The organism is Frigidibacter sp. SD6-1 (genome assembly GCF_030143255.1).
In the GTDB taxonomy this organism is placed as follows: Bacteria; Pseudomonadota; Alphaproteobacteria; order Rhodobacterales; family Rhodobacteraceae; genus TMP-24.
Genome location: NZ_JARJNR010000006.1, coordinates 103,653 through 124,504 on the forward strand (window position 1 = coordinate 103,653; position 20,852 = coordinate 124,504).

18 protein-coding genes are annotated in these 20,852 nt (G+C 67.3%); 8 read left to right on the top strand and 10 right to left on the bottom strand.

The features are described from left to right. Nucleotide 1 precedes the first annotated feature (1 nt). From P0645_RS12405 to P0645_RS12420, 4 genes are all read right to left on the bottom strand, one after another. Nucleotides 2-1,036: an ACP S-malonyltransferase gene (locus tag P0645_RS12405; protein WP_284164907.1), complete on the bottom strand. Its 1,035-nt coding sequence runs from the start codon at nucleotides 1,034-1,036 to the stop codon at nucleotides 2-4. After that, nucleotides 1,033-3,222, bottom strand: a complete 2,190-nt coding sequence (locus tag P0645_RS12410) for a dehydrogenase E1 component subunit alpha/beta (RefSeq protein ID WP_284164908.1) — start codon at nucleotides 3,220-3,222, stop codon at nucleotides 1,033-1,035. Before P0645_RS12410 ends, P0645_RS12405 begins: the two co-directional genes overlap by 4 nt. A gap of 89 nt (nucleotides 3,223-3,311) precedes the next feature. Then, nucleotides 3,312-4,520, bottom strand: a complete 1,209-nt coding sequence (locus tag P0645_RS12415; protein ID WP_284164909.1) for an acyl-CoA dehydrogenase — start codon at nucleotides 4,518-4,520, stop codon at nucleotides 3,312-3,314. A gap of 8 nt (nucleotides 4,521-4,528) precedes the next feature. Beyond that, nucleotides 4,529-5,734: a pyridoxal phosphate-dependent aminotransferase gene (locus tag P0645_RS12420; RefSeq protein WP_284164910.1), complete on the bottom strand. Its 1,206-nt coding sequence runs from the start codon at nucleotides 5,732-5,734 to the stop codon at nucleotides 4,529-4,531. A 94-nt stretch (nucleotides 5,735-5,828) separates the two neighbouring features. On the opposite strand from P0645_RS12420, the gene P0645_RS12425 reads away from it, so the two are divergent. From P0645_RS12425 to tdh, 4 genes are all read left to right on the top strand, one after another. Next, nucleotides 5,829-6,746 carry a LysR family transcriptional regulator gene (locus P0645_RS12425; protein WP_284164911.1) on the top strand — a complete coding sequence of 306 codons (918 nt, stop codon included), beginning with the start codon at nucleotides 5,829-5,831 and terminating at the stop codon, nucleotides 6,744-6,746. A 31-nt stretch (nucleotides 6,747-6,777) separates the two neighbouring features. Next, the gene (locus P0645_RS12430) at nucleotides 6,778-7,338 is read left to right on the top strand and encodes a helix-turn-helix domain-containing protein (protein WP_502854995.1); all 561 of its coding nucleotides are present in this window, start codon (nucleotides 6,778-6,780) and stop codon (nucleotides 7,336-7,338) included. Between the two features lie 159 nt (nucleotides 7,339-7,497). Next, nucleotides 7,498-8,688, top strand: a complete 1,191-nt coding sequence (locus P0645_RS12435) for a glycine C-acetyltransferase (RefSeq protein ID WP_284164913.1) — start codon at nucleotides 7,498-7,500, stop codon at nucleotides 8,686-8,688. An 11-nt stretch (nucleotides 8,689-8,699) separates the two neighbouring features. Next, nucleotides 8,700-9,725: an L-threonine 3-dehydrogenase gene (tdh, locus tag P0645_RS12440; protein WP_284165103.1), complete on the top strand. Its 1,026-nt coding sequence runs from the start codon at nucleotides 8,700-8,702 to the stop codon at nucleotides 9,723-9,725. Nucleotides 9,726-9,793: 68 nt separating this feature from the next. Here tdh and P0645_RS12445 read toward each other — a convergent pair whose 3' ends face one another. Beyond that, nucleotides 9,794-11,806, bottom strand: coding sequence for a hydantoinase/oxoprolinase N-terminal domain-containing protein (locus tag P0645_RS12445; RefSeq protein ID WP_284164914.1), 2,013 nt, complete (start codon nucleotides 11,804-11,806; stop codon nucleotides 9,794-9,796). A gap of 27 nt (nucleotides 11,807-11,833) precedes the next feature. Next, complete coding sequence (locus P0645_RS12450; protein WP_284164915.1) at nucleotides 11,834-13,453, bottom strand: GMC family oxidoreductase; 1,620 nt, start codon at nucleotides 13,451-13,453, stop codon at nucleotides 11,834-11,836. Nucleotides 13,454-13,743: 290 nt separating this feature from the next. On the opposite strand from P0645_RS12450, the gene P0645_RS12455 reads away from it, so the two are divergent. Beyond that, on the top strand, nucleotides 13,744-14,514 hold the full coding sequence (locus tag P0645_RS12455) for an SDR family oxidoreductase (RefSeq protein ID WP_284164916.1): 771 nt from the start codon (nucleotides 13,744-13,746) through the stop codon (nucleotides 14,512-14,514). 25 nt (nucleotides 14,515-14,539) lie between these two features. On the opposite strand, the gene P0645_RS12460 is transcribed toward P0645_RS12455, so the two are convergent. The 3 genes from P0645_RS12460 to P0645_RS12470 form a co-directional block, all read right to left on the bottom strand. Further along, the gene (locus P0645_RS12460) at nucleotides 14,540-16,126 is read right to left on the bottom strand and encodes a GMC oxidoreductase (protein ID WP_284164917.1); all 1,587 of its coding nucleotides are present in this window, start codon (nucleotides 16,124-16,126) and stop codon (nucleotides 14,540-14,542) included. Nucleotides 16,127-16,306: 180 nt separating this feature from the next. Then, nucleotides 16,307-16,744, bottom strand: coding sequence for a hypothetical protein (locus tag P0645_RS12465; protein WP_284164918.1), 438 nt, complete (start codon nucleotides 16,742-16,744; stop codon nucleotides 16,307-16,309). Between the two features lie 51 nt (nucleotides 16,745-16,795). Further along, nucleotides 16,796-17,449: a carbonic anhydrase gene (locus tag P0645_RS12470; protein ID WP_284164919.1), complete on the bottom strand. Its 654-nt coding sequence runs from the start codon at nucleotides 17,447-17,449 to the stop codon at nucleotides 16,796-16,798. Between the two features lie 162 nt (nucleotides 17,450-17,611). On the opposite strand from P0645_RS12470, the gene P0645_RS12475 reads away from it, so the two are divergent. The 3 genes from P0645_RS12475 (at nucleotide 17,612) to P0645_RS12485 (ending at nucleotide 20,358) form a co-directional block, all read left to right on the top strand. After that, nucleotides 17,612-17,992, top strand: coding sequence for a hypothetical protein (locus P0645_RS12475; RefSeq protein ID WP_284164920.1), 381 nt, complete (start codon nucleotides 17,612-17,614; stop codon nucleotides 17,990-17,992). Between the two features lie 159 nt (nucleotides 17,993-18,151). Continuing rightward, nucleotides 18,152-19,534 carry a leucyl aminopeptidase family protein gene (locus tag P0645_RS12480; protein WP_284164921.1) on the top strand — a complete coding sequence of 461 codons (1,383 nt, stop codon included), beginning with the start codon at nucleotides 18,152-18,154 and terminating at the stop codon, nucleotides 19,532-19,534. Beyond that, nucleotides 19,531-20,358, top strand: coding sequence for a C40 family peptidase (locus tag P0645_RS12485; protein WP_284164922.1), 828 nt, complete (start codon nucleotides 19,531-19,533; stop codon nucleotides 20,356-20,358). The genes P0645_RS12480 and P0645_RS12485 overlap by 4 nt, the downstream gene beginning before the upstream one ends. 101 nt (nucleotides 20,359-20,459) lie before the next feature. Here P0645_RS12485 and P0645_RS12490 read toward each other — a convergent pair whose 3' ends face one another. Continuing rightward, nucleotides 20,460-20,804 (bottom strand): DUF2794 domain-containing protein, encoded by a 345-nt coding sequence (locus P0645_RS12490; RefSeq protein WP_284164923.1) that lies wholly within the window; start codon nucleotides 20,802-20,804, stop codon nucleotides 20,460-20,462. Between the last annotated feature and the right edge of the window lie 48 nt (nucleotides 20,805-20,852).

A 20,852-nucleotide genomic window follows, 5' to 3' on the forward strand; every position in this document is an offset into this window, starting at 1 on the left:
CTTAAAGGACGGTGGCGCGCTGGTCTTCCATGCCCATCGAGGCAAGAAGCGGCGCGGTCTGCTGCAGCGACTGGAAGTCGGCCTTGGAGGCCATGTTACGCCAGTTCGCGAGGATGAGCGACTGGGCGACGGCACCGCCCAATGTGGTGCCCGGGCCGGTGATGATGAAGAGGTCGGGCGCGAATTCGCGGGCGGCGACGCGGATCGCATGGGTGAAGTCGTAGGGCTCGGTGACCTGATGGCCGAGGGTATAGTCCCAAAGCTTTTCGGTGTCCGTTGCCCCCGGCCACCAGATGGTGCCGCGCCCGTCGATCATCGGCAGGTCGGGCTGGGTGAAGAGCGCGGGCGGCAATTGCGCCCGGCCCTTTTCTGCGACCGGCGCCTGAAGGTGGGAATGGAAGGCCGCGTGATTGGCGAGCCGCATGGGAAAGCGGCCCTGAACGGGGGGGACGGAGGTTTCAAATGCCTTCAGCCCTTCCTCGTTGCCCGCCAGAACCAGCATGCCGCCGAGGTCGATGGAGAGGGTCAGCACATGGCCCGGGCGGGCGCCGATCTCGGCCACCAGCGCCATGAGGCCCGCTTTTTGGGCCGGATCGTTCTGCCAGTCATCCGCCACGAAGGGATAGAGCGTCTGGCCGCCGATCAGCGCCTCTTGCATCAGCGTGCCCATCGTGTTGACCACGGTGAAGCCGTTTTCGGCGGTGAGCGCCCCGCCGCAGGCCAGCGTCGAATACCAGCCCATGGAATTGCCGGTGACGGCGACGACCTCGATCCTGTCTCGGTTGATCGTGCGGAAATCGCCGAGGGTGGCGGCATAGATCAGGCCCGACGCATTATCGCCGCGGGTGTGTTTGGCGACGGAATAGCTGGCGGCGCTGTCAAGCGCCGTCAGCGTCTCTTGCCCCAGCGAGGAGCGCGCTTCATCGAAGCGGGCGAGGAGCGGCCTGTCGGCGAAGAACCGGCCGAGGTAGCCGAGTTCCGTCTTGGTATAGGTGCCCCGACCGGGGCAGATGACGACGGCGGTCTTGCGGGTCATTTCTTCACCCCGAGCAGGTCTTTGGCGGCCAGGTAGATGCCGTCGGCGGAGGGCATGGTCGCGGCATAGGCGGGGCCGGTGGCGATGAAGCTGTCTTCGGCGGTGATACGGGCGAGGGGAACGTCCGTGCGTTCGGTGAAAAGCGCCATCAGCGCCTCGGCCACGCCGCCCGATCGGCGGGTTTCATCGACGATCAGGATGCGCTCGCAGCCCTCGACGGCCCTTGTCAGGGCCTCCTCGGGCAGGGGCGATAGCCAGCGGGTGTCGATCACCCGGGCCTTGACGCCTTCGGCGGCAAGCCGCGCCTCGGCCTGACGAGACAGGTAGGTGCCGTTGCCGAAGGTCACGATGGCGAGGTCGGTTCCGTCGCCATGCAAGCCGACCTCGCCAAGTGCGATGGTTTCCGAAGGGTCGGGATAGCGGCACATCCAGCCGCCGTCCTTGTCGGCATGCAGATCGCGCATCGGGTAAAGTGCGATCGGTTCGAGGAAGACCACCACCCGCTGCTCCTCGCGCGCCAGCCGCACGCATTCGCGGACCATCTTCGCGGCATCCGCCCCGTTCGAGGGGACGGCGAGGATCAGACCGGGAATGTCGCGCAGGACGGCAACGGAATTGTCATTGTGGAAATGGCCGCCGAAGCCCTTCTGGTAGCCCAGACCGGCAATGCGCAGGACCATCGGGTTGGTATACTGGCCGTTCGAGAAGAAGGACAAGGTCGCCGCCTCGCCCCTGAGCTGGTCCTCGGCATTGTGGAGATAGGCGAGGAACTGGATCTCGGGCATCGGCACGAAGCCGTTCTGCGCCATGCCGATCGCAAGGCCGAGGATGGATTGCTCGTCCAGAAGCGTGTCGATCATCCGGTCGGGGCCGAAGCGGGCGTGAAGCTTCTGGGTGACGCCATAGACGCCACCCTTGCGGCCCACATCCTCGCCCATCATGACGATCTCGCCATGTTCCAGCATCAGGTCGGTCAGCGCCCAGTTGATGAGGCGCGACATGATCTGCGGCTCGTCCATCTGCTTCATGTCGGCGCCAAAAGCGGCGGCGCGGGCCTCGGCGGTGGGGCCGTTCGTCGGTTTGCAGGCGCGTTTCGGCGGGATGATCGAGGCCGTGACCTGAGGCGCGGTCTTCAGCCTTGGCCGGGTGATGGCCTCGCCCGCGACGCGGGCGACGCGGGCGTTGGTTTCGTTGTAGATCGCCAGCGCCTGATCGGGCGTGAGCGCGCCCGCCTGGTCAAGAAGGCGCACGGAATGGAGAAGCGGATCCATCGCCTCCTCGGCCTCGACCTCCTCGCGCGGCAGGTAGGTGGTGGGAACGTCGGCACCGGCGTGGCCATAAAGGCGGATGGTCTTCACATGCAGGAAGGCGGGCTTGCGGCGGGTGCGGACATAGTGGGCGGCCTCTTGGGCCACGCGGAAGGTCTCGAAGATGTCGAGGCCGTTGCAATGGAAATACTTCAGGCCCGGGCGGTTCTGGAAGCTTGACGCGATCCAGCCGGTGGGGGTCTTGGTCGAGATGCCGATGCCGTTGTCTTCGCAGACGAAGAGGAGGGGGAGCGGGATCGACTGGTACGAAGTCCACTGCGCGGTGTTGAAGGCGCCCTGCGAGGTCGAATGGTTGGCCGAGGCGTCGCCGAAGGAACAATAGACGATCGCGTCGTCGGGCAGGTCCTGATGTTCGGGCCGGTGGCGGCGGGCGGCGCCGATGGAATAGGCCGCCCCCACGGCCTTCGGCAGGTGCGAGGCGATGGTCGAGGTCTGGGGCGGGATGTTCAACGCCTTCGAGCCGAGCACCTTGTGCCGCCCGCCCGAGATCGGGTCTTCGGAGGAGGAGGCGAAGGAAAGGAGCATATCCCAGGTGATCGACTGGCCGTCGACCTGCCCAGCGCGGGCAATCTGGAAGGCCGCGTCGCGGTAGTGAAGGAAGGCCATGTCGGTGGGCCGGAGTGCGGCGGCGATGGCCGCGAGCCCCTCGTGCCCCGAAGAGCCGATCGTGTAGAACCCCTGCCCCGCCCGCTGCATGACGCGGCTTTGCCGGTCGAGCGCGCGCGTGAGACAGCCCGCGCGAAAGATGCGCACGGCCTCGGGGCCTGCCAGCGGCCCGGCGGGCGGCGCGCCCGGCGGCAGGTCGCGGGCGGCGACGCGGCGCAGGAAATTGTCGTGTACGATGTCGGCGCGGTCCATGGTCGGTCCTGAAATGGGGCCGCTCCTCCCTCCCTGCCGGTCGGTCCTCGCTTATGCGAAGAGCGACCTTCCAGGGAGCGATGAGCAGCTCAGAAAAACGCCTGAAGGCCGGTGATCGCCCGGCCGAGGATCAGCGCATGGACGTCATGCGTGCCCTCGTAGGTGTTCACGGTTTCGAGGTTCACCATATGGCGCATGACATGGAAATCCTCCTGAATGCCGTTGCCGCCGTGCATGTCGCGGGCGTGGCGGGCGATTTCCAAGGCCTTGCCGCAATTGTTGCGCTTGATGATCGAGATCATTTCGGGCGCGGCATTGGCCTCGTCCATCAGGCGGCCGACGCGGAGCGAGGCCTGCAGGCCGAGGGTGATGTCGGTCAGCATGTTGGCGAGCTTCAATTGGAAGATCTGGGTCTGGGCCAGCGGCCGGTTGAACTGCTTGCGGTCGAGACCGTACTGGCGGGCAGCGTGGAAGCAGGCCTCGGCCGCACCCATCACGCCCCAGGAAATGCCGTAGCGGGCGCGGTTGAGGCAGCCGAACGGGCCTTTCAGCCCTTCGACGTTCGGCAGAAGTGCGTCTTCGCCCACCTCGACATTGTCCATCACGATCTCGCCGGTGATCGAGGCGCGCAAGGAAAGCTTGCCGCCGATCTTGGGGGCGGAAAGGCCCTTCATGCCCTTGTCCAGCACGAAGCCGCGGATCTTGCCGCCATGCGCCTCGGACTTGGCCCAAACGACGAAGACATCGGCGATGGGCGCGTTCGAGATCCACATTTTGGAACCGTTCAGCACATAGCCGTTCGCGGTCTTCACCGCGCGGGTCTTCATGCCCGCGGGGTCGGAACCGGCGTCGGGTTCGGTCAGGCCGAAGCAACCGATGAATTCGCCCGAGGCGAGTTTGGGCAGGTATTTCCGGCGCTGCTCTTCCGAGCCGTAGGCATAGATCGGATACATGACGAGCGAGGATTGCACCGACATCATCGAGCGGTAGCCCGAGTCCACGCGCTCGACCTCGCGCGCGATGAGGCCGTAGGCGACGTAGGAGGCGCCGAGCCCGCCGTATTCCTCAGGCACCGTGACGCCCAGAAGCCCCATCTCGCCCATCTCGCGGAAGATGGCGGGGTCGGTCTTTTCGTCGCGGTAGGCTTCGGTCACGCGGGGCAGGAGCTTTTCCTGCGCATAGGCGCGGGCGCCGTCGCGCAGCATCCGCTCTTCCTCGGTCAGCTGGTCTTCCATGCGGAAGGCATCTTCCCAGTCGAAGCGCGACAGGTCGGGGGCGTCTTTGGGTTTCAGGGCCATGATGATCCTCACTTAAGAGCGGCGCAGAAGCGCGCGATGCGGTGGCAGGCCTCGGTCAGCGAGGCGCGGGAATAGGCGTAGGAGAGGCGGAAATGGCCGGGCACGCCGAAGGCGCGGCCGGGGACGAGGGCGACGCCTTCGCAGTCAAGAAGCGCGCGGCAGAAATCGGCGTCCTTTTCGATTTGCACACCGTTCGGGGCGGTCTTGCCGAAGGTCGCGGTGCAGTCGGGGAAGAGGTAGAAGGCGCCATCGGCCGAACCGCAACGGATGAGGCCGGTGGCATTCAGCGCCGCCTGCACCATGTCGCGGCGGGCGCGGAAATCGTCGTTGCGCTCGGCCAGCATCTGCTGGTCGCCGGTCAGGGCGGCAAGTGCGGCTGCCTGAGAGACCGAGGAGGCGCCCGAAGTGATCTGGCCCTGCACGGCGATCATCGCGTCGATGAGGCGTTTGGGCGCGATTCCCCAGCCGATGCGCCAGCCGGTCATGGCATAGCTTTTCGACACGCCATTCACGATCAGCGTGCGCTCGGCGAGGTCGGGGGCGACGGCGCGGAACGAGGTGTAGGGCACGTAGCAGATATGCTGGTAGATCTCGTCGGCGATCACGCCGACATGGGGGTGGTCGCGCAGCACTTCGGCAAGCGCCTGAAGCTGCGCGGCGGTATAGACCGCGCCCGAGGGGTTGCCGGGCGAATTGAGGAGGAGCCAGCGGGTTTTCGGCGTGATGGCTGCCGAAAGCTGGTCGGCGGTGATGGCGAAGCCGGTGTCGGCCGTCGTGGGCAGGATGACGGGCCGACCGCCGCAGACGCCGACCATGTCGGGGTACGAGGTCCAGTAGGGCGCGCCGATGATCACTTCCTCGCCCGGTTCGAGCGTGGCGAAGAAGGCGTTGAAGATCACCTGCTTTGCGCCGGTGCAGACGATGACCTCGGCGGTCGCGGGCCGGTAGCCGTTCACCCGTTCGCAGTCGGCGGCGATGGCCGCGCGCAGTTCCGCCGTGCCGGCGGTGGCGGTGTAAGTGGTCTGGCCGGCCTGCGCGGCCTGGTAGGCGGCGTCGATGACGGGGGCGGGCGTCGGAAAGTCGGGCTCGCCTGTCCCGAGCGAGATCACGTCGCGCCCCGCCTTCTTGAGCGCGGCGGCGGCTTCGGAAATCTGCAGGATTTCCGACAGTTCGACGGTGGCGATGCGCGCGGCGCGGCGGAACGGGTCGGTCATGGCACCCTCAGGATTCGGTCGGCTATGCAGATAGGCCATTGTTCGGGGCGCAAATAACCCTATTCTGGCGTTATCCTATGTATGGAGCGCATATATGGCGACGCCCCGCCGTTTTCTGCCCTCGATCAGCCTGTTGTCGGCTTTCGAATCTGTCTGCCGCACCGGATCGACGCTTGCCGCCGCGCGCGACCTTGACCTGACGCAGGGGGCGGTCAGCCGGCTGATCCAGAACCTCGAGGCACAGCTGGGCGTCACGCTTTTCCTGCGCGAGGGGCGCCGGCTGGTGCCGACCGATCCGGCGCTGGCCTATGCGCGGGATGTGGTGAAGGCGCTCGACCTCATATCGCGCGGCTCGATGCGGGTCAGGTCGGCGACGGGCGGTGGCACGCTGTCGCTGGCGATCCTGCCGACCTTCGGCACGCGCTGGCTGGCGCCGCGCCTGCCGCGCTTTCTGGCGGCCCATCCGGGCGTGACGCTGAACCTTGGCACCCGCATGCGGCCCTTCGACTTCGAGGAGGAAGGGTTCGACGCGGCGATCCATTTCGGCGAGGAAAACTGGCCAAACGCGGGCTTTCAGAAACTGTTCGACGAGCGGCTGGTCGCCTGTTGCGCGCCGGGCTTTCTGGCGGGCCATCCGGTCGATGGCCCGGAAGGCCTGTTGACCCTGCCGCTGTTGCAGCTGGAAACCCGGCCCACCGCCTGGGTCACCTGGTTCCGCCAGCACGGGGTCGAGGGGCGGGTACCGTCGGGGATGCTGTTCGACCAGTTCGGCACGATGATCCAGTCGACGATCTACGGGCTGGGCGTGGCGCTTTTGCCGGAGTTTCTGGCGCGCGGCGAACTGGCGGACGGAAGGCTGGTCTCGGCCTGGGGCGACGCGACGCCGGGGGACGGCAGCTACTACCTTGTCTGGCCGCGCACGGGCGAGCGTTATCCGCCGTTGCAGGCGTTCCGGGGCTGGATCGCCGGGGAGGCCGCCGATCCCGATGGCACGGCCAATCTGCCCGGTTGACCGCCGGGTCGAGAAAAAGCACTCTGCCGGGATCATGAACACACGCCCCGATATCCACGACCGCCTGGCCGCATCGCTGAAGACTGCCCGCAAGTCGAAGGGGCTGAGCCTGGATGCCATCGCCAAACTGTCGGGCGTCAGCCGGTCGATGGTCAGCCAGATCGAGCGGGGGGAGAGCAGCCCGACGGTCGCGACCCTGTGGAACCTGACCCAGGCGCTGCAGGTCGATTTTGCCGGGCTTCTGGAAGGCAAGACCGCGCCGGGGATCGAGGTGATCCGCGCCGAACATGCACCGACGATCGACGGGCGCGGCCAGGGGGTGCGCATCCGCATCCTGTCGCCTGCCGAGGCGGCGGGCGAGCATGAGGTCTATGACCTGACATTTTCGCCGGGCGGGGTCCTGCAATCGGACCCGCACAGCCCGGGTTGCCGCGAGCATCTGACGGTGCTGGAGGGTGTCGTGACCGTGCAGTCGGGCGAGGATGAGCGGCGGCTGATGGCGGGCGACACCGCGCGCTATTTCGCCGACCGGCCGCACCGGATCGGCGCCGACGGACCGGCACGGGCGATTCTGATCGTACAGAACAGTTGACGGGACGGAGCGAGGGGGTTTTGCACCCCCTCGCGCTCCCCCGCAGGATATTTCGAAACGAAAGAGGGTGGATTTCCGGTTTTCCGGATACATCTCCGTCATATTGACATATGCTCTGGTCGAGGGCATTATTTCCGCAATAATGGAGGATATGTCATCATGTCGGACAGTTCAGCCTTTCTCGATCACATGACCGAAACCCTCAAGGGCATCGAGGCCGAAGGCCTTCTGAAGCGCGAGCGGCTGATCACCTCGGCCCAGGGCGCGCATGTGAAGGTCGCGGGGCGCGAGATGCTGAACCTGTGCGCCAACAATTACCTCGGGCTTGCCGACGATCCCCGGCTGGTGGCGGCGGCGAAGGCGGTGATGGACGATCACGGCTATGGCATGGCCTCGGTCCGCTTCATCTGCGGCACACAGGACCTGCACCGGTCGCTGGAACGCCGGATCGCGGATTTCCTGGGGCACGAGGATTCGATCCTGTTCGCCGCCTGTTTCGACGCGAACGGCGGGCTGTTCGAGCCGCTGCTCGGGCCAGAGGATGCGGTCATCTCGGACGCGCTGAACCATGCCTCGATCATCGATGGCATACGGCTCTGCAAGGCGCAGCGCTATCGTTACGCCAATTCCGATATGGGCGAGCTGGAGGAGCGGTTGAAGGAAGCGCGGGCGAAGGGCGCACGGTTCATCATGATCGCGACGGATGGCGTGTTTTCGATGGACGGCTATCTGGCGAAGCTGGGCGAAATTCGTGCGCTCGCCGATCGCTACGGGGCGCTTGTCATGGTGGATGACTGCCACGCGACTGGGTTCATGGGGCCGCAAGGCAGGGGTACGCCCGCCCATGCCGGGGTCAGGGCCGATGTAATGACCGGTACGCTCGGGAAGGCTCTGGGCGGCGCGCTCGGCGGCTATATCGCCGGGGCGCAGCCGGTCATCGACCTGTTGCGCCAGCGGGCGCGGCCTTACCTGTTCTCGAACGCGCTGCCGCCGGCGGTGGTGGCGGCAGGGCTGGCGGCGCTGGACATCGTCGAGGCGGCGGATGACCTGAGGGCGCAGCTTTTCGATAATGCACGCTACTGGCGCGCGGGGCTGGAGGAGGCGGGATTCCGGCTGCTGGCGGGCCAACATCCGATCGTGCCGGTGATGCTGAGCGATGCGGCGCTGTCGCAGCGGATGGCGGCGGAACTGTACGAGCGCGGCGTCTATGTCGCCGGCTTTTTCTTTCCGGTTGTGCCGAAGGGCCAGGCCCGCATCCGCACGCAGATGAACGCCCGGCTGACGCGCAAGGATCTGGATTTCGCGCTCGATGCCTTCCGGGCGGCGGGCAAGGCAGTGGGGGCGATCTGATGTCGAACGAAATGAAGGCTCTCGTGAAGGCCAAGCCCGAAGAGGGGCTGTGGATGGAGCGCCGTCCGGTGCCCGAGATCGGGCCGGACGATGTGCTGATCCGCATCAACAAGACCGGGATCTGCGGCACCGACATTCATATCTGGAACTGGGACGACTGGGCGAAGCGCACGGTGCCGGTGCCGTTGGTGACGGGCCATGAGTTCGCGGGCGAGATCGTGGAACTGGGTCGCGATGTGCGCGACCTGAAGATCGGCCAGCGCTGTTCGGGCGAGGGCCATCTGATCGGCCACCAGAGCCGACAGTCGCGGTCTGGCCGCTTTCACCTTGACCCCGAGACGCGCGGCATTGGGGTCAATGAACAGGGCGCTTTCGCCGAATATCTGCGGCTGCCCGCCTTCAACGTCGTGCCCCTGCCCGACGAGATCGACGACGAGATCGGGGCGATCCTCGACCCCCTGGGCAATGCCGTCCATACCGCCCTGTCCTTCGACCTGATCGGCGAGGACGTGCTAATCACCGGCGCGGGGCCGATCGGCATCATGGCGGCGGCTGTTGCCCGCCATGTCGGCGCGCGCCATGTCGTCATCACCGACGTCAATCAGGCACGGCTGGATCTGGCGACCGAGGTCACGGATGTCGTGCCGGTGAATATCGCCAAGCAGGACCTGAAAGAGGTCGAAGGCAAGCTGAAGATGCAGCAGGGCTTCGATGTCGGGATGGAGATGTCGGGCAATCAGGTGGCCCTCGACCAGATGGTCGAGAACATGGTGATGGGCGGACGGATCGCGATGCTGGGCATTCCGCCCGGCAAGTCGCCGGTCGACTGGTCCCGCATCGTCTTCAAGGCGCTCACCATCAAGGGCGTCTATGGCCGCGAGATTTTCGAGACCTGGTATAAGATGATCGCGATGCTGCAGAACGGGCTGGATATCCGCAAGGTCATCACCCATCGCTTCAAGGTCGACGCGTTCGAGGACGGGTTCGCGGCGATGAAATCGGGGCTCTCGGGCAAGGTCGTGCTGGACTGGCGTTAGGCGGATCGGGACTGCCAGGCCAAATTCCTTCGAAGGAATTTGGCAAATCTTTTCGAAAAGATTTGCCCTTACCCGACAGCGATGCGCGGGCGGCCCTGCGCAGTCACGCGCAGGCGCGCCTCGATGAACATCGGCTGGCCCTCGACCTCGATCTCGGACAGATCGCGTGTGACCGATAGGCGCACTTCCTCGACGCCTGCGGCGCGCGCCCGCGCCTCGGCGTCCATCGAAAGCGCGCGTTCCAGCGCCTGAACTGCGATGTCGCGGTCATTGAATCGTTTCGGCCCCTCGGGCAGGTGGGCCGCAAAGACCCCCGGTCCGGGCGCCGTCACGATCCCTTCGGCGTGCATGGCCACCTGCCCCACCACCGCGCCGATCGCATTCGCCACGCCCGCATGTTCGGGCAGGATCATCCGCGTGCCCAGCCGGGGCCCGAGCGGCGGGTAGTAACTGGGCGCCGAGGCGCCGAGGCCGATGACCGGCACACCGAGCGACAGGTTCAGCCGCACCACCCCCTGATGACGATCGAGGCCCGCGCGCGTCAGACCGTGGCGCGCGAGCGCCTCGGGCGCCTCACGGCCCCAGTCGCGTGCATCCTCGCCGAAAGCGGCTTCCAGCAGGCATTCCTCTGTCTGGCGTTCCAGTTGCGTGATGATCTGTGCGGCCAGCGCCTCGGGTCCCGCGGCGATCCGGTCGCCGCGCCCGTTCCGGCGCCGGGCCATCAGCGTCACCGCCTTGCGCGCGGCTTCCGCGTCCCAGCTGTCGAGACGGCCAAGGACATGGCTCGCGTCCGAGGGCGTGACCCCCGCGATCATCACCGCGCCGCGCGCGACGAGCTTCATCAGCGCGGGCAGTTCCAGCCGGGTGTGGACGGCGTCGGCGACCTTGAGCGGGCCCGACATCAGCCGTGCGGCGACTGCCTCTTCGCGGGGCGCGAGACCGGGCGGCGGCGCGACATGCCAGAGCGGCACGGCGAAACGGCCGTGATGCTCGCCGACCGCATCCATCGCCAGCCACTGATCCAGCGCCTGATGCACAAGGTCCGGATAGTCGCGCGCGGCGAGCGCCACCGGCATCAGGCGGCGCGGTCCGAGGCGGAAGCCGGTTTCCAGCCCTTCGAGCAGATGCACCTCACTGTCACCGCCAAGGCCTGTCGTCCGCATCGCCACCGCCTCGACCATGGTGCGGAAGGCACCGACGCGGGCGCCTTCGGGGTCGATGGCAGGCTTGCCATCCTTCAGAAGGCAGACGTCGGTCGTGGTGCCGCCGATGTCGGAGACCAGAGCATCCCGTTCGCCGGTCAGCCAGCTGGCCCCGGCGATCGAGGCGGCGGGGCCGGAAAGGATGGTCTCGATCGGCCGCTCGCGGGCAAGGTCTGCGGACACGAGGGCCCCGTCGCCGCGGACGACCATCAGCGGCGCCTGAATGCCGATGACCGTCATGTGATGTTCGCAGGCGCTGATCAGCCGGTCGATCATGCCGATCAACCGCGCATTCAGCACCGCCGTCAGCGCCCGGCGCGGGCCGTTCAGCCCGGCGGACAGTTCGTGCGAGCAGGTGACCGGCAGGTGGGCGATGCGACGGATCGCCTCGCGCGCCGCGTTCTCGTGCGCGGGGTTGCGGGTGGCGAAGGCCGCGGCCACGGCAAAACCCGTGACCTCGGGCGCAAGGCGCGCCACCTCGGCCTCGATGAGCGCGAAGTCGAGGGGCCGCAGTTCGCCGCCGCCGTGATTGTGGCCGCCCGCGACCATCACGACCGGGTCGCCCTTCATCGCCTCGATGAGGCCCGCGCGGCCCAGTTCCGCCTCGTCGAAACCGATGAAGATCAGCGCGACGCGTCCACCCTGCCCTTCGACGAGCGCATTCGTGGCAAGCGTGGTCGAAAGCGACACCATCGCGATGTCGGCAGCGGCCACGCCCGCCGTCTCGATGGCGGCGTCGATGGCGCGGCCGACGCCCAGCGCCAGATCGGGGCGCGTGGTCAGCGATTTCGCGGACGCGACCACCCGGTCGGCTGCTTCGTCCAGCACGACAGCGTCAGTGTAGGTGCCGCCCGTGTCGACGCCCAGAAGATAGGCCATTCCAGTTCCCTTCCCATCCCCGGGGTATTACGCCCCTTGAAGGATCCGTGCCGCGCCCATCCAGCCCACCAGGATGGACGGCGCATTGGTATTACCCCCGATCAGCGTTGGAAAGACCGAAGCGTCGCAGACGCGCAGGCCTTCCAGTCCATGCACCTTCAGATCGGCATCCACGACCGAGGTCGCCGGGTCCGGCCCCATGCGCGCCGTGCAGGACGGATGATAGACGGTGCCTGACCGCGCCCGGAAATCGGCGATCAGATCTTCATCGCTCTGCACCTGAGCCCCGGGGCGCAGTTCCTCGGCGATCAGCGAGCGGATCGGCTCCTCTGCCGCGATCCGGCGCAGGTATTTGACCGCCAGAAGCATCTCGGCAACGTCATGGTCGGTCGAGAAGGCGTTCGCGGTGATCTTCGGATGGGCAAAGGGATCGGCCGAGTTGAGCATGATCTCGCCCCGGCTGGTCGGACGGCAGTTGGAAAGCCCGATGGACAGGCCCGAGAACGGGTCCGGCGTCAGAAGCGGCCGTTCACCCGGGCGCGGCAGCAGCGTCGAGAAGGCCTGGAAATAAAGCTGCATGTTGGGGCGGGCAAGGTCCGGCGAGGTGCGGAAGAAGCCGCCCGCATGGTTGATCGATTTCGCCAGCGGCCCTTTGCCGCCCAGGAAATATTGCATGCCGACCAGGAGCTTGCCCCACCAGGGGCGCAGGAGGTCATTGTAGGTCGGCACCTTCATGCGCCAGGTGTAGTTGATGCCCTGATGGTCGTTCAGATGCTGGCCGACGTTGGAATTTTCCTGGACGACTGCGATCCCGTGGCCCTGAAGATGCGCCCCCGGCCCGATCCCCGACAGCATCAGCAGTTGCGGCGTGTTGATCGCGCCGCCCGACAGGATCACCTCGCGCCCGGCGCGCACCGTGTGGGTCTGGCCAGCGCGCACATATTCGACGCCCACGGCACGGCGGCCTTCGAACAGAACCCGCGTGACATGAGCATGGGTCACGACCGTCACATTCGGCCGCTTCATCGCCGGACGCAGGAAAGCCCGCGCCGCCGAATTGCGCCGCGCGCCCTTGATCGTCATCTGATAGAAGCCGACGCCTTCCTGTTCCGCGCCGTTGAAATCGGAATTGCGCTTCAACCCCGTCGCTTCTGCTGACGCCACGAATGTCTCGACCAGCGGATGCAGGTCGCGGCGGTTGGCCGAGATGAAGAGCGGCCCGCCCGCGCCCCGCCAATCGTCGCCGCCCGCCTCGTTGTCCTCGATCGCCCGGTAGGCCGCGCGCGCCGACTGCCAGCCCCAGCCGGGGTTCCCGGCGGCCTCCCAATCGTCATAGTCGCTCGCATGGCCCCGGATCCAGACCATCGCGTTGATCGAGGACGAGCCGCCGAGCAGCTTTCCGCGCGGCCAGTGATCGCGGTTGCCGGCAAGCCCCGGATCGGGCTCGGCCGCATACAACCAGTTCACGGACGGGTCATAGAACAGCTTGCCATAACCCAACGGCAGTTGGACGTAGAACCGCCGGTCGCTGCCGCCCGCCTCGAGCACCAGCACCGAATGCCGCCCGCTGGTCGACAGGCGCTCGGCCAGCACACTACCCGCCGAGCCTGCCCCGACGATGATGAAATCGAATTGTCTGGCCTGCATGTTCTTCCCCTTTTCAACGACCTTACTGGGACACGGCGACGGGCTGGTCCGTTCGCAAAACGACAAAGCCCGTCGCTTTCGGGTTACGCGAAATGACATTGGGCACAGAGTCGGACCTGCCTGACGTTCCGCAGGCCACCAATCCCGCCGACACACCACGCTCAGCCAAGAACCCGCCGAAGGCCCTTCCGGCCGCGCACCTTTCGCGATGGAGCAGCGAAGCGGGACGCTAGGCGGTTGACGCCTTCGATCACCGTGCCATTGTCGCGACGATCAAATCGGGAAGCCAGATGACATCTCAGGAAGAACCGGCAGGTTTCGCCACCATGCCAGCGGTCGCCGCCACGACAGTGGTCATTTCCGGCGCAGGATCGGGCATCGGTCGCGCGGCGGCCCGACTGCTTGCGGCAGAAGGCCACAGTGTGGTCGCGGTTGGCCGACGCGGCGAGGCCCTCGCCGAAACCGCTTCGGCGGCGCCGGAGCGCATCCGGTCCTGCCGTGTCGATGTGGTCGATGCGGGAGCGCTTGCCACGGCGCTGGCCGACGCCACGACCGGTCTGCCACCCGTCGGCTATTGTATCGCGGCAGCCGCACAATATGCGCGCGGCCACTTCCTCGACATGCGCCCCGAAACCTTCTCCGCCATGATCCGCGCCAATGTCGAGGGCGTGGCCAACCTGCTGAGACTGATATTGCCCGGCATGATCGAACGGCGCTTCGGGCGCATCGTGGTCGTGGGATCACTCGCCGACATGAATCCGATCCCCGGGGCCGCCGGCTATTCGGCGTCCAAGGGCGCCCTGCATGCGCTCGTCCGGGGAATAGCTGGCGAGATTGACCCCACGCGCCATCCCAACGTCCTTATCAACGAACTATCGCCCGGCGCGACCCGTACGGCAATGAGCGACCGGGGCAAGGAACCGCAGGATGTCTTTCCCGACATTCGCAGGCTTCTTCACCTGCCAGAGGGCGGGCCAACCGGTCGGTTCTATCTGGAAAACCGCGAAATCCGGCTGGGGGAAAGCTGGAAACAGGCGCTTCGGCGCCGCATTGGCCTCTGATCCCGCCCGGCGCGAACGGGGAGGCTCAGCGCCAGATCTCGTCCTCGAGCCGGTCAGCCAGGTCGAGGGCGAGCGCCACCACCGTGAGACTGGGGTTTGTCGAGCCCGACGAGGGAAAGGCGGACGCATCCGCAACCCATAGCCCCGCAACGCCCCGCACAGCGAGCTCGGACGTGGTAACCGACTGACCGGGGTCCTCGCCCATCCGGCAGGTGCCGCAGGGATGACCCCAATTCGGTCGCAAACGTCGGTTAAGGAAGCGAACGCGTGCGCCCGCGAACAGGCTTAGCACCCGCTCTCGCAGGGCCGCATTGCGGCGTTCGAGTTCCGCGCTGACCCCGTAGGTCACGCGGATCGGATCGCTGGCCGCAGGGCCTTGCGGCGGCAGAACCCGATTTTCCCTGTAGGGCAGATCCTGAAGGATCGTGGCGAAGATCGCGTCGTGGCGAAGCGCGCGCGCGACAATACGCGCGGGAAGACGCAACAGAAGCAGCGCCGGGCCAAGCCATCCGAACCCCGCCCGCCGGACGACATCGGCAAGATATCCCGCGACCATCCCGGTCTGCACCGGAAAGCCCAGCGACTGTATCTCGCCGCCCGGCGCATTGCCCAGACGCCACGCGGCACGAGAGGCGATGGTCTTCATCGGCCCGCTGCCCGCCAAGGCGCCGGGCTCACGCACGGTGAAAATGTCGCTCGCATGGAACATCAGCCCGCGCCCCAGGAGGCTGGGCGGACCGTCGGACCACAGGCTACCCGAGGCCATGAGGATCCGGGGCGTGTTGAGCGCACCGGCCGCCAGAACCACATGGCGCGCCCTGAAGCGCCTCGGCCCAGCGCGCCCTGTCGCCGTCACCTCCAGCATCCCGTCTTCCGCCCGGCCGATTCTCTCCACATGGAGGTCGGTTTCAAGGCGAACCGATCCATCTGCGATCACTTCGGCAAGACCGCGGCTCCAGCTGTCTGCCTTGCAACCCCGGACACATCGCACACCTTGACACTCGCCGCAGCCGGGACGGTATTCGATGCCCACCGGAAGGCGGAAGGGCGCGCCGCCATTCGCCGCCAGACGCCGTGCAAGCCGCGCATCCCGGTCAGAGACCACAGGCCCCGCCGGCAAAGGCGGACCCGGGTCGGGATCAAGCGGGTCGCGGCCACCGCGCACGCCCATAAGTCGCTCGGCCCGGTCATAGAGCGCCGCCATCCGCGCGGCCGGCCATGGCCAGCGCGTGGACAACGCCCCCTGACCGCTGTCCTCACGCCCGAAATCCTCGGCGCGGAACCGCTCCAGCACCCCGCCGTAAAGCGCCGCGGATCCTCCCACCCCATGGCCGAGCGCGAGCCCCTCCGGCCGGAACCGGCCTTCCTCACCGGAAGAGACCAGGAAGGCCGTCGGCCATCGGCCGGGCACCGGCGCACCGCCGATCTTGCGCTTGAGCCGCGCCAGCAAACCGCCGGACTGAGGGGGCGGCGAAAGCGGCCCGGATTCGATCACCCGTATCCGCCGGGACCCGTCCGCCCGTCCGACCGCCGCTGCGACGGTCCCTCCTCCGAGCCCGGCCCCCACGATCAGCAGATCATCGGCCACTTCTGCGGTATCCTGGAATGCCACTGATTTCTCCCGCCAGCACCGTCGCCAACTCACCCCATCCCCGGCGAGAAATCAACCGGCAGAGGCGGCCCTCCACCCATGGTGCAGCGGCTGCCTGGCGGGCGGAGCGCGGCGTCTTCCAGTGCACGCGAAGCGACGCGATCTCGCAGTCAGCGTCAACGGCGGGATGAGTTCGGCGGCTCAGGCGGCGCGGGGCGCCCCGTCGGGATGGCGCGGCGGACCCACACTTGCGGGAAGCGCGCAGGACAGGTGACCGGGAAAATCCGCCCGGAACCTGAGCGCGAGATCGGCGAAGTCAAGCCCCACGGCGGAAGCGGCCATCAGCGGCCGGTCCTCGGGCCAGAGGCAAAGCACCAGCCGGTCATCACCTGAAAGCCGCAGGACAAAACCCACCGCGCGCAGCCTGTGCTGAAGGTCGAACCAGTCGCTTGCCTCGCGCGCCGCAAGGCGGATACGCGCACCGGCGGGCAGGTCGGACCGGCCGGCGACTCCAGCCGCCTCGGCCAGGACCGACGCCACGTAATCCGCCGCGCCAAGACCCGCGCGCCGCGCCGACTGTCCGACGAGCAGAAGAAGCTCCTTCGGCAGATCGACATAGATGCGCGCATGTTCAGCCATGCATCAAGCTTACGCGCGCTTGGTTAACGCGGCCTTATCGGCAGCGGGGTGTCAGAGCGGGACGAAGCTGCCCGCCGCCCCGTCATACTGCTGCAGGCCACCGTCACCTATGTCGTTCCACAGGCCGTGCAGCGACAGTTCTCCGGCTTCGACGGCCGCGCGGACGAAGGGGAAGGTCATGAGGTTTTCGAGGCTCACCACAACCGCCTGCTTTTCAAGCGCGGTCACCCGTTCTGCCTCGTCGGCGATATCCTTGATGCGCTCATAGCCGGGGCGCAGGATGTCCATCCAGCGGCCGACATAACTTGCCTTGTCCTCAAGCTGCGGCGCGTCACCGCAGCACATGTCATGGCAGCCCCGCGCGCCGCCGCAGCCCGAATGGCCCATCACCACCAGATGCGCGACCCTGAGCGCGGTCACGCCATATTCCAGCGCCGCCGAGGTGCCGTGATGCTCGCCGTCGGGTTTGTGCGGCGGCACCAGATTGGCAATGTTGCGATGGATGAAGAACTCGCCCTGATCGGCGCCGAAGATCGAGGTGACATGGACCCGGCTGTCGCAGCAGGAAATCACCATGGCGCGCGGATGCTGGCCGCCCTGGGCGAGGCGCTTGTACCAGGCCTTGTTCTCCTCCCAGGTCGTGGCCTTCCAGCCGTGATAGCGCTGGACAAGGTAGGAGGGCAGCGGTTTGGCGTGGCTCGTCATCACGTCTCCCTGATCTGTTGGCGCCCGGACAGGCGATCCGGCTTTCCTTACGGTGCCGTTCGTTCGAATTCGAGCGTTTTTCGTGACCGCCATCAACCTTTTCTTGAACGGCAGGCGCGAGGCTCATGCCCGCATTTGGGGTGCGGTTGAAGGAGGGTCAAGATGCCGGTGCTGGCAGTCTTGCGCCATGAGGAAGGGGTCCGGCTGGATCCCGATCCGCTGGTGGCGCTGTTCGCGGAGCTTGGAGAGGGCGGGGCGGAACGGGTGGTGCGCCGGGCGCTACTGGAACTGTCCGAGCAGCTCTCCGAGGTCGCGGCCCATTTCGCGGCGGGCCGGACGGACGATTTGATCCGCAGCGCGCGGATGCTGGCGAAAGTCGCCGAACAGGTGGGAATGGCGACACTGGCGCGCGTGGCGCGCGACGTGGTCCGGACCGGCGCGGCGGGGGACCTGACCGCACGGGCGGCAACCGTGGCCCGGCTTGGCCGCATCGGAGAACGCTCGCTCGCGGCATTGTGGGACCTGAGCGAAGCGGGTGGCTGAGGCGCCATCCCGGGCCGCTCCTCCGGCGCGGACCGCGCCGTCCTCGCGAAGAGAGCGGTCACGCTCGATGAGCGACCTGTCGCGACGCGCCCCCGGTGCATGGGCCTTGCGGGCGCCGCGCGAGGGCTTAGGGTGGCCGCGACCAGAACCGGAGCGCCCATGACAGACCCTGCAACGCCTGAACGGACCGCCCTGCCGCTGCATGTGGTCGAAGAGGCCGCTCTCGACAATTTCATGCAGGGGCTTGCCCCCGCCCACCGCACCTGGGCGGAGGCCAGCCACTTTACCGGCGCCCTCGGTCAGGTGCTGGTGCTGCCCGGCGCTTCCGGCCGTCCGGCCGCCGCCGCCGCAGGTTACGGCAGCAGCACCTCCCGGGCGCGCGGGCGGTTTCACCTTGCGGCCGTGGCCGCTGCACTGCCCGAGGCCAATTGGCGGCTTGAGGGCCTCGCCGATCCGCGCGCGCTGGAGGAAGAGGCGCTCGGCTGGCGCCTCGCCCGCTACCGGTTCGACCGCTACAAGGCAGCGAAACCGCCGCGCGCGCGCCTGATCACGCCGCCGTCTGTTGATGGTGCACGGCTTGACGCCATCGCGACAGGCGAGTTCCTGACGCGCGACCTGATCAACACGCCCGCGGCCGACATGGGCCCGGCGGAACTGGAAGCCGCCGCGCGTGCCCTGGCGGCACGGCATGGCGCCTCGGTCGAGGTGACGGCCGGCGACAATCTTCAGACCGCAGATTTCCCGATGATCCATGCCGTCGGCCGCGCCAGCCCCCGCGCGCCGCGCCTGATCGACCTGCGCTGGGGCAGCGATGGTCCGGCCCTGACGCTCGTCGGCAAGGGCGTCTGTTTCGACACCGGCGGGCTCAATATCAAGACCGGCGGCTCGATGAGCCTGATGAAGAAGGATATGGGCGGGGCGGCGACGGTTCTGGGCCTTGCCTCGATGATCATGGCTCTTGGGTTGAAGCTGCGCCTGCGGGTGCTGATCCCGGCGGTCGAGAATGTGATCTCCGGCAATGCGCTGAAACCGAAGGACATATTGAAAAGCCGCAAGGGCCTGTCGGTCGAGGTCAACGACACCGACGCCGAGGGGCGGCTGGTTCTTGCCGATGCACTGGCGCTTGCCGATGAGGAAAAGCCCGATATGATCGTGTCGATGGCCACCCTGACCGGCGCGGCGCGGGTGGCCGTCGGCCCCGACCTCGCGCCCTTCTACACCGATGACGAGCCGCTTGCCGCCGCCCTGTCGGCGGCTGGCGCGCGGGTCGCCGACCCGGTCTGGCGCCTGCCCTTCTGGACGCCCTATGACAGCGTGATCGAGCCCGATGTCGCCGATCTGGACAATGCCCCGGGCTTCGGTTTCGCCGGGTCGATCACCGCGGCGCTGTTCCTGCGCCGCTTCGTGACCGCCAGCCCGCGCTATGCGCATTTCGACATATACGGCTGGCAGCCGACCGCCGCGCCCGCCCGGCCCAAGGGCGGCGTCGGCCAAGGCGCGCGGGCCCTGCTCGACGCGCTGCCGATGGTGCTGGGTCTATGACGGACCGGCGGCTCCTGCCCACGAATGGACGGGTCGCCCATGTCTCGCTGCGGGGTGAGGTCGCGGCCGCCCGCTTCACCGAGGGCGACTGGGCGCGTCTGAGGCCGCCGCTGACCGACCTTCTCGCCCGGCCCGACGGGCCGCGCGACCGTCAGCTGCTGCGCGGCGAGCGGGTTCTGGTTCTGGAACGGTCGGGACGACATGCCTTCATCCAGTCCGGGAAGGACGGCTATTGCGGCTATGTCGATGAGGCGGCCCTCGGCCCGGATCACCCGGTCACCCATTGGGTCGCCGCGCCCGCGACCCATCTCTACGCCACCGCCACGATCAAACGGCGCGAAGTCGCGAGCCTGTCTTTCGGTGCCTGTCTTTCGATCACCGGCGAAGAGGGTCGCTTCGCGCTGACCCATGATGGGCTCTACGTGCCGCGCACACATCTGAACCCCGTCGGTGTGCGAATGGCCGACCCTGCGGCCGTGGCAGCGCTGTTTCTCGGCACGCCCTATCTCTGGGGCGGCAATTCGCGCGGCGGGATCGATTGTTCGGGTCTCGTGCAGGCCGCCCTTCTCGCCTGTGGTCATCAGTGCCCGGGCGACAGCGACCTGCAATGGCGAGCCGTCGGTCAGCGGCTGGACGAGGGCACGCCGGTTCGGCGTGGCGACCTCCTGTTCTGGAAGGGCCATGTCGCGATGGCAATCGACGGCGATACGATGATCCATGCCAACGCCCATGCGATGGCCGTCGCCCTGGAGCCGATCCTGCTCGCCAAAGACCGTATCCGCGCGGCCGAAGGCGACAGCTGGCTGGGCGTCCGGCGGCCCTGACGGGCCGCTCATCGGGCTCTTGCGCGCCCTCTTCGCAGGAAGCGCGCGCCCCCGCGAGGAGCCCCGTCCGGGGCGAGGAGCGGCGCGCCCGGCAGTCCTGGTCAGACCGAACGAATGAGCTTCCGTTCCAGGGGGCTCAGAACGCCCGGCAGGTCATGACCGCGTTTCAGAACCTGCCCGGTCATCCCTATCAGCGCATACATGCCCTGCCGGTTCCTGAGCCTTGGATGTTTCTCGATCCGGTAAAGCGGCGTCTCGGCTGTGTGCCGGAAGACCGCGAACACCGCGCAGTCGCGCAGAAAGGACATGGCATAATCCCGCCATTCCCCCGCCGCCACCATCCGCCCATAGAGCGACAGGATAGTCGACAGCTCCGCCCGATCAAAAGCGACCTGCTGAGGCAAGGCCGCGGAAAAGTGTAGGGGCGTCGGTTCCTGAACCGTCATGTAGCGATGCTACCTGACCTGCCGGGCAAATCAAGCCTTGCCGGCGAA

What these genes read in the sequence shown, in the direction of transcription:
- P0645_RS12490 (WP_284164923.1), bottom strand. Translation starts at nt 20,804, where the DNA reads ATGACGGTTCAGGAACCGACGCCCCTACACTTTTCCGCGGCCTTGCCT.
- P0645_RS12480 (WP_284164921.1), top strand. Translation starts at nt 18,152, where the DNA reads ATGACAGACCCTGCAACGCCTGAACGGACCGCCCTGCCGCTGCATGTG.
- P0645_RS12435 (WP_284164913.1), top strand. Translation starts at nt 7,498, where the DNA reads ATGTCGGACAGTTCAGCCTTTCTCGATCACATGACCGAAACCCTCAAG.
- P0645_RS12465 (WP_284164918.1), bottom strand. Translation starts at nt 16,744, where the DNA reads ATGGCTGAACATGCGCGCATCTATGTCGATCTGCCGAAGGAGCTTCTT.
- tdh (WP_284165103.1), top strand. Translation starts at nt 8,700, where the DNA reads ATGAAGGCTCTCGTGAAGGCCAAGCCCGAAGAGGGGCTGTGGATGGAG.
- P0645_RS12425 (WP_284164911.1), top strand. Translation starts at nt 5,829, where the DNA reads ATGGCGACGCCCCGCCGTTTTCTGCCCTCGATCAGCCTGTTGTCGGCT.
- P0645_RS12445 (WP_284164914.1), bottom strand. Translation starts at nt 11,806, where the DNA reads ATGGCCTATCTTCTGGGCGTCGACACGGGCGGCACCTACACTGACGCT.
- P0645_RS12455 (WP_284164916.1), top strand. Translation starts at nt 13,744, where the DNA reads ATGACATCTCAGGAAGAACCGGCAGGTTTCGCCACCATGCCAGCGGTC.
- P0645_RS12470 (WP_284164919.1), bottom strand. Translation starts at nt 17,449, where the DNA reads ATGACGAGCCACGCCAAACCGCTGCCCTCCTACCTTGTCCAGCGCTAT.
- P0645_RS12415 (WP_284164909.1), bottom strand. Translation starts at nt 4,520, where the DNA reads ATGGCCCTGAAACCCAAAGACGCCCCCGACCTGTCGCGCTTCGACTGG.
- P0645_RS12450 (WP_284164915.1), bottom strand. Translation starts at nt 13,453, where the DNA reads ATGCAGGCCAGACAATTCGATTTCATCATCGTCGGGGCAGGCTCGGCG.
- P0645_RS12485 (WP_284164922.1), top strand. Translation starts at nt 19,531, where the DNA reads ATGACGGACCGGCGGCTCCTGCCCACGAATGGACGGGTCGCCCATGTC.
- P0645_RS12405 (WP_284164907.1), bottom strand. Translation starts at nt 1,036, where the DNA reads ATGACCCGCAAGACCGCCGTCGTCATCTGCCCCGGTCGGGGCACCTAT.
- P0645_RS12475 (WP_284164920.1), top strand. Translation starts at nt 17,612, where the DNA reads ATGCCGGTGCTGGCAGTCTTGCGCCATGAGGAAGGGGTCCGGCTGGAT.
- P0645_RS12410 (WP_284164908.1), bottom strand. Translation starts at nt 3,222, where the DNA reads ATGGACCGCGCCGACATCGTACACGACAATTTCCTGCGCCGCGTCGCC.
- P0645_RS12420 (WP_284164910.1), bottom strand. Translation starts at nt 5,734, where the DNA reads ATGACCGACCCGTTCCGCCGCGCCGCGCGCATCGCCACCGTCGAACTG.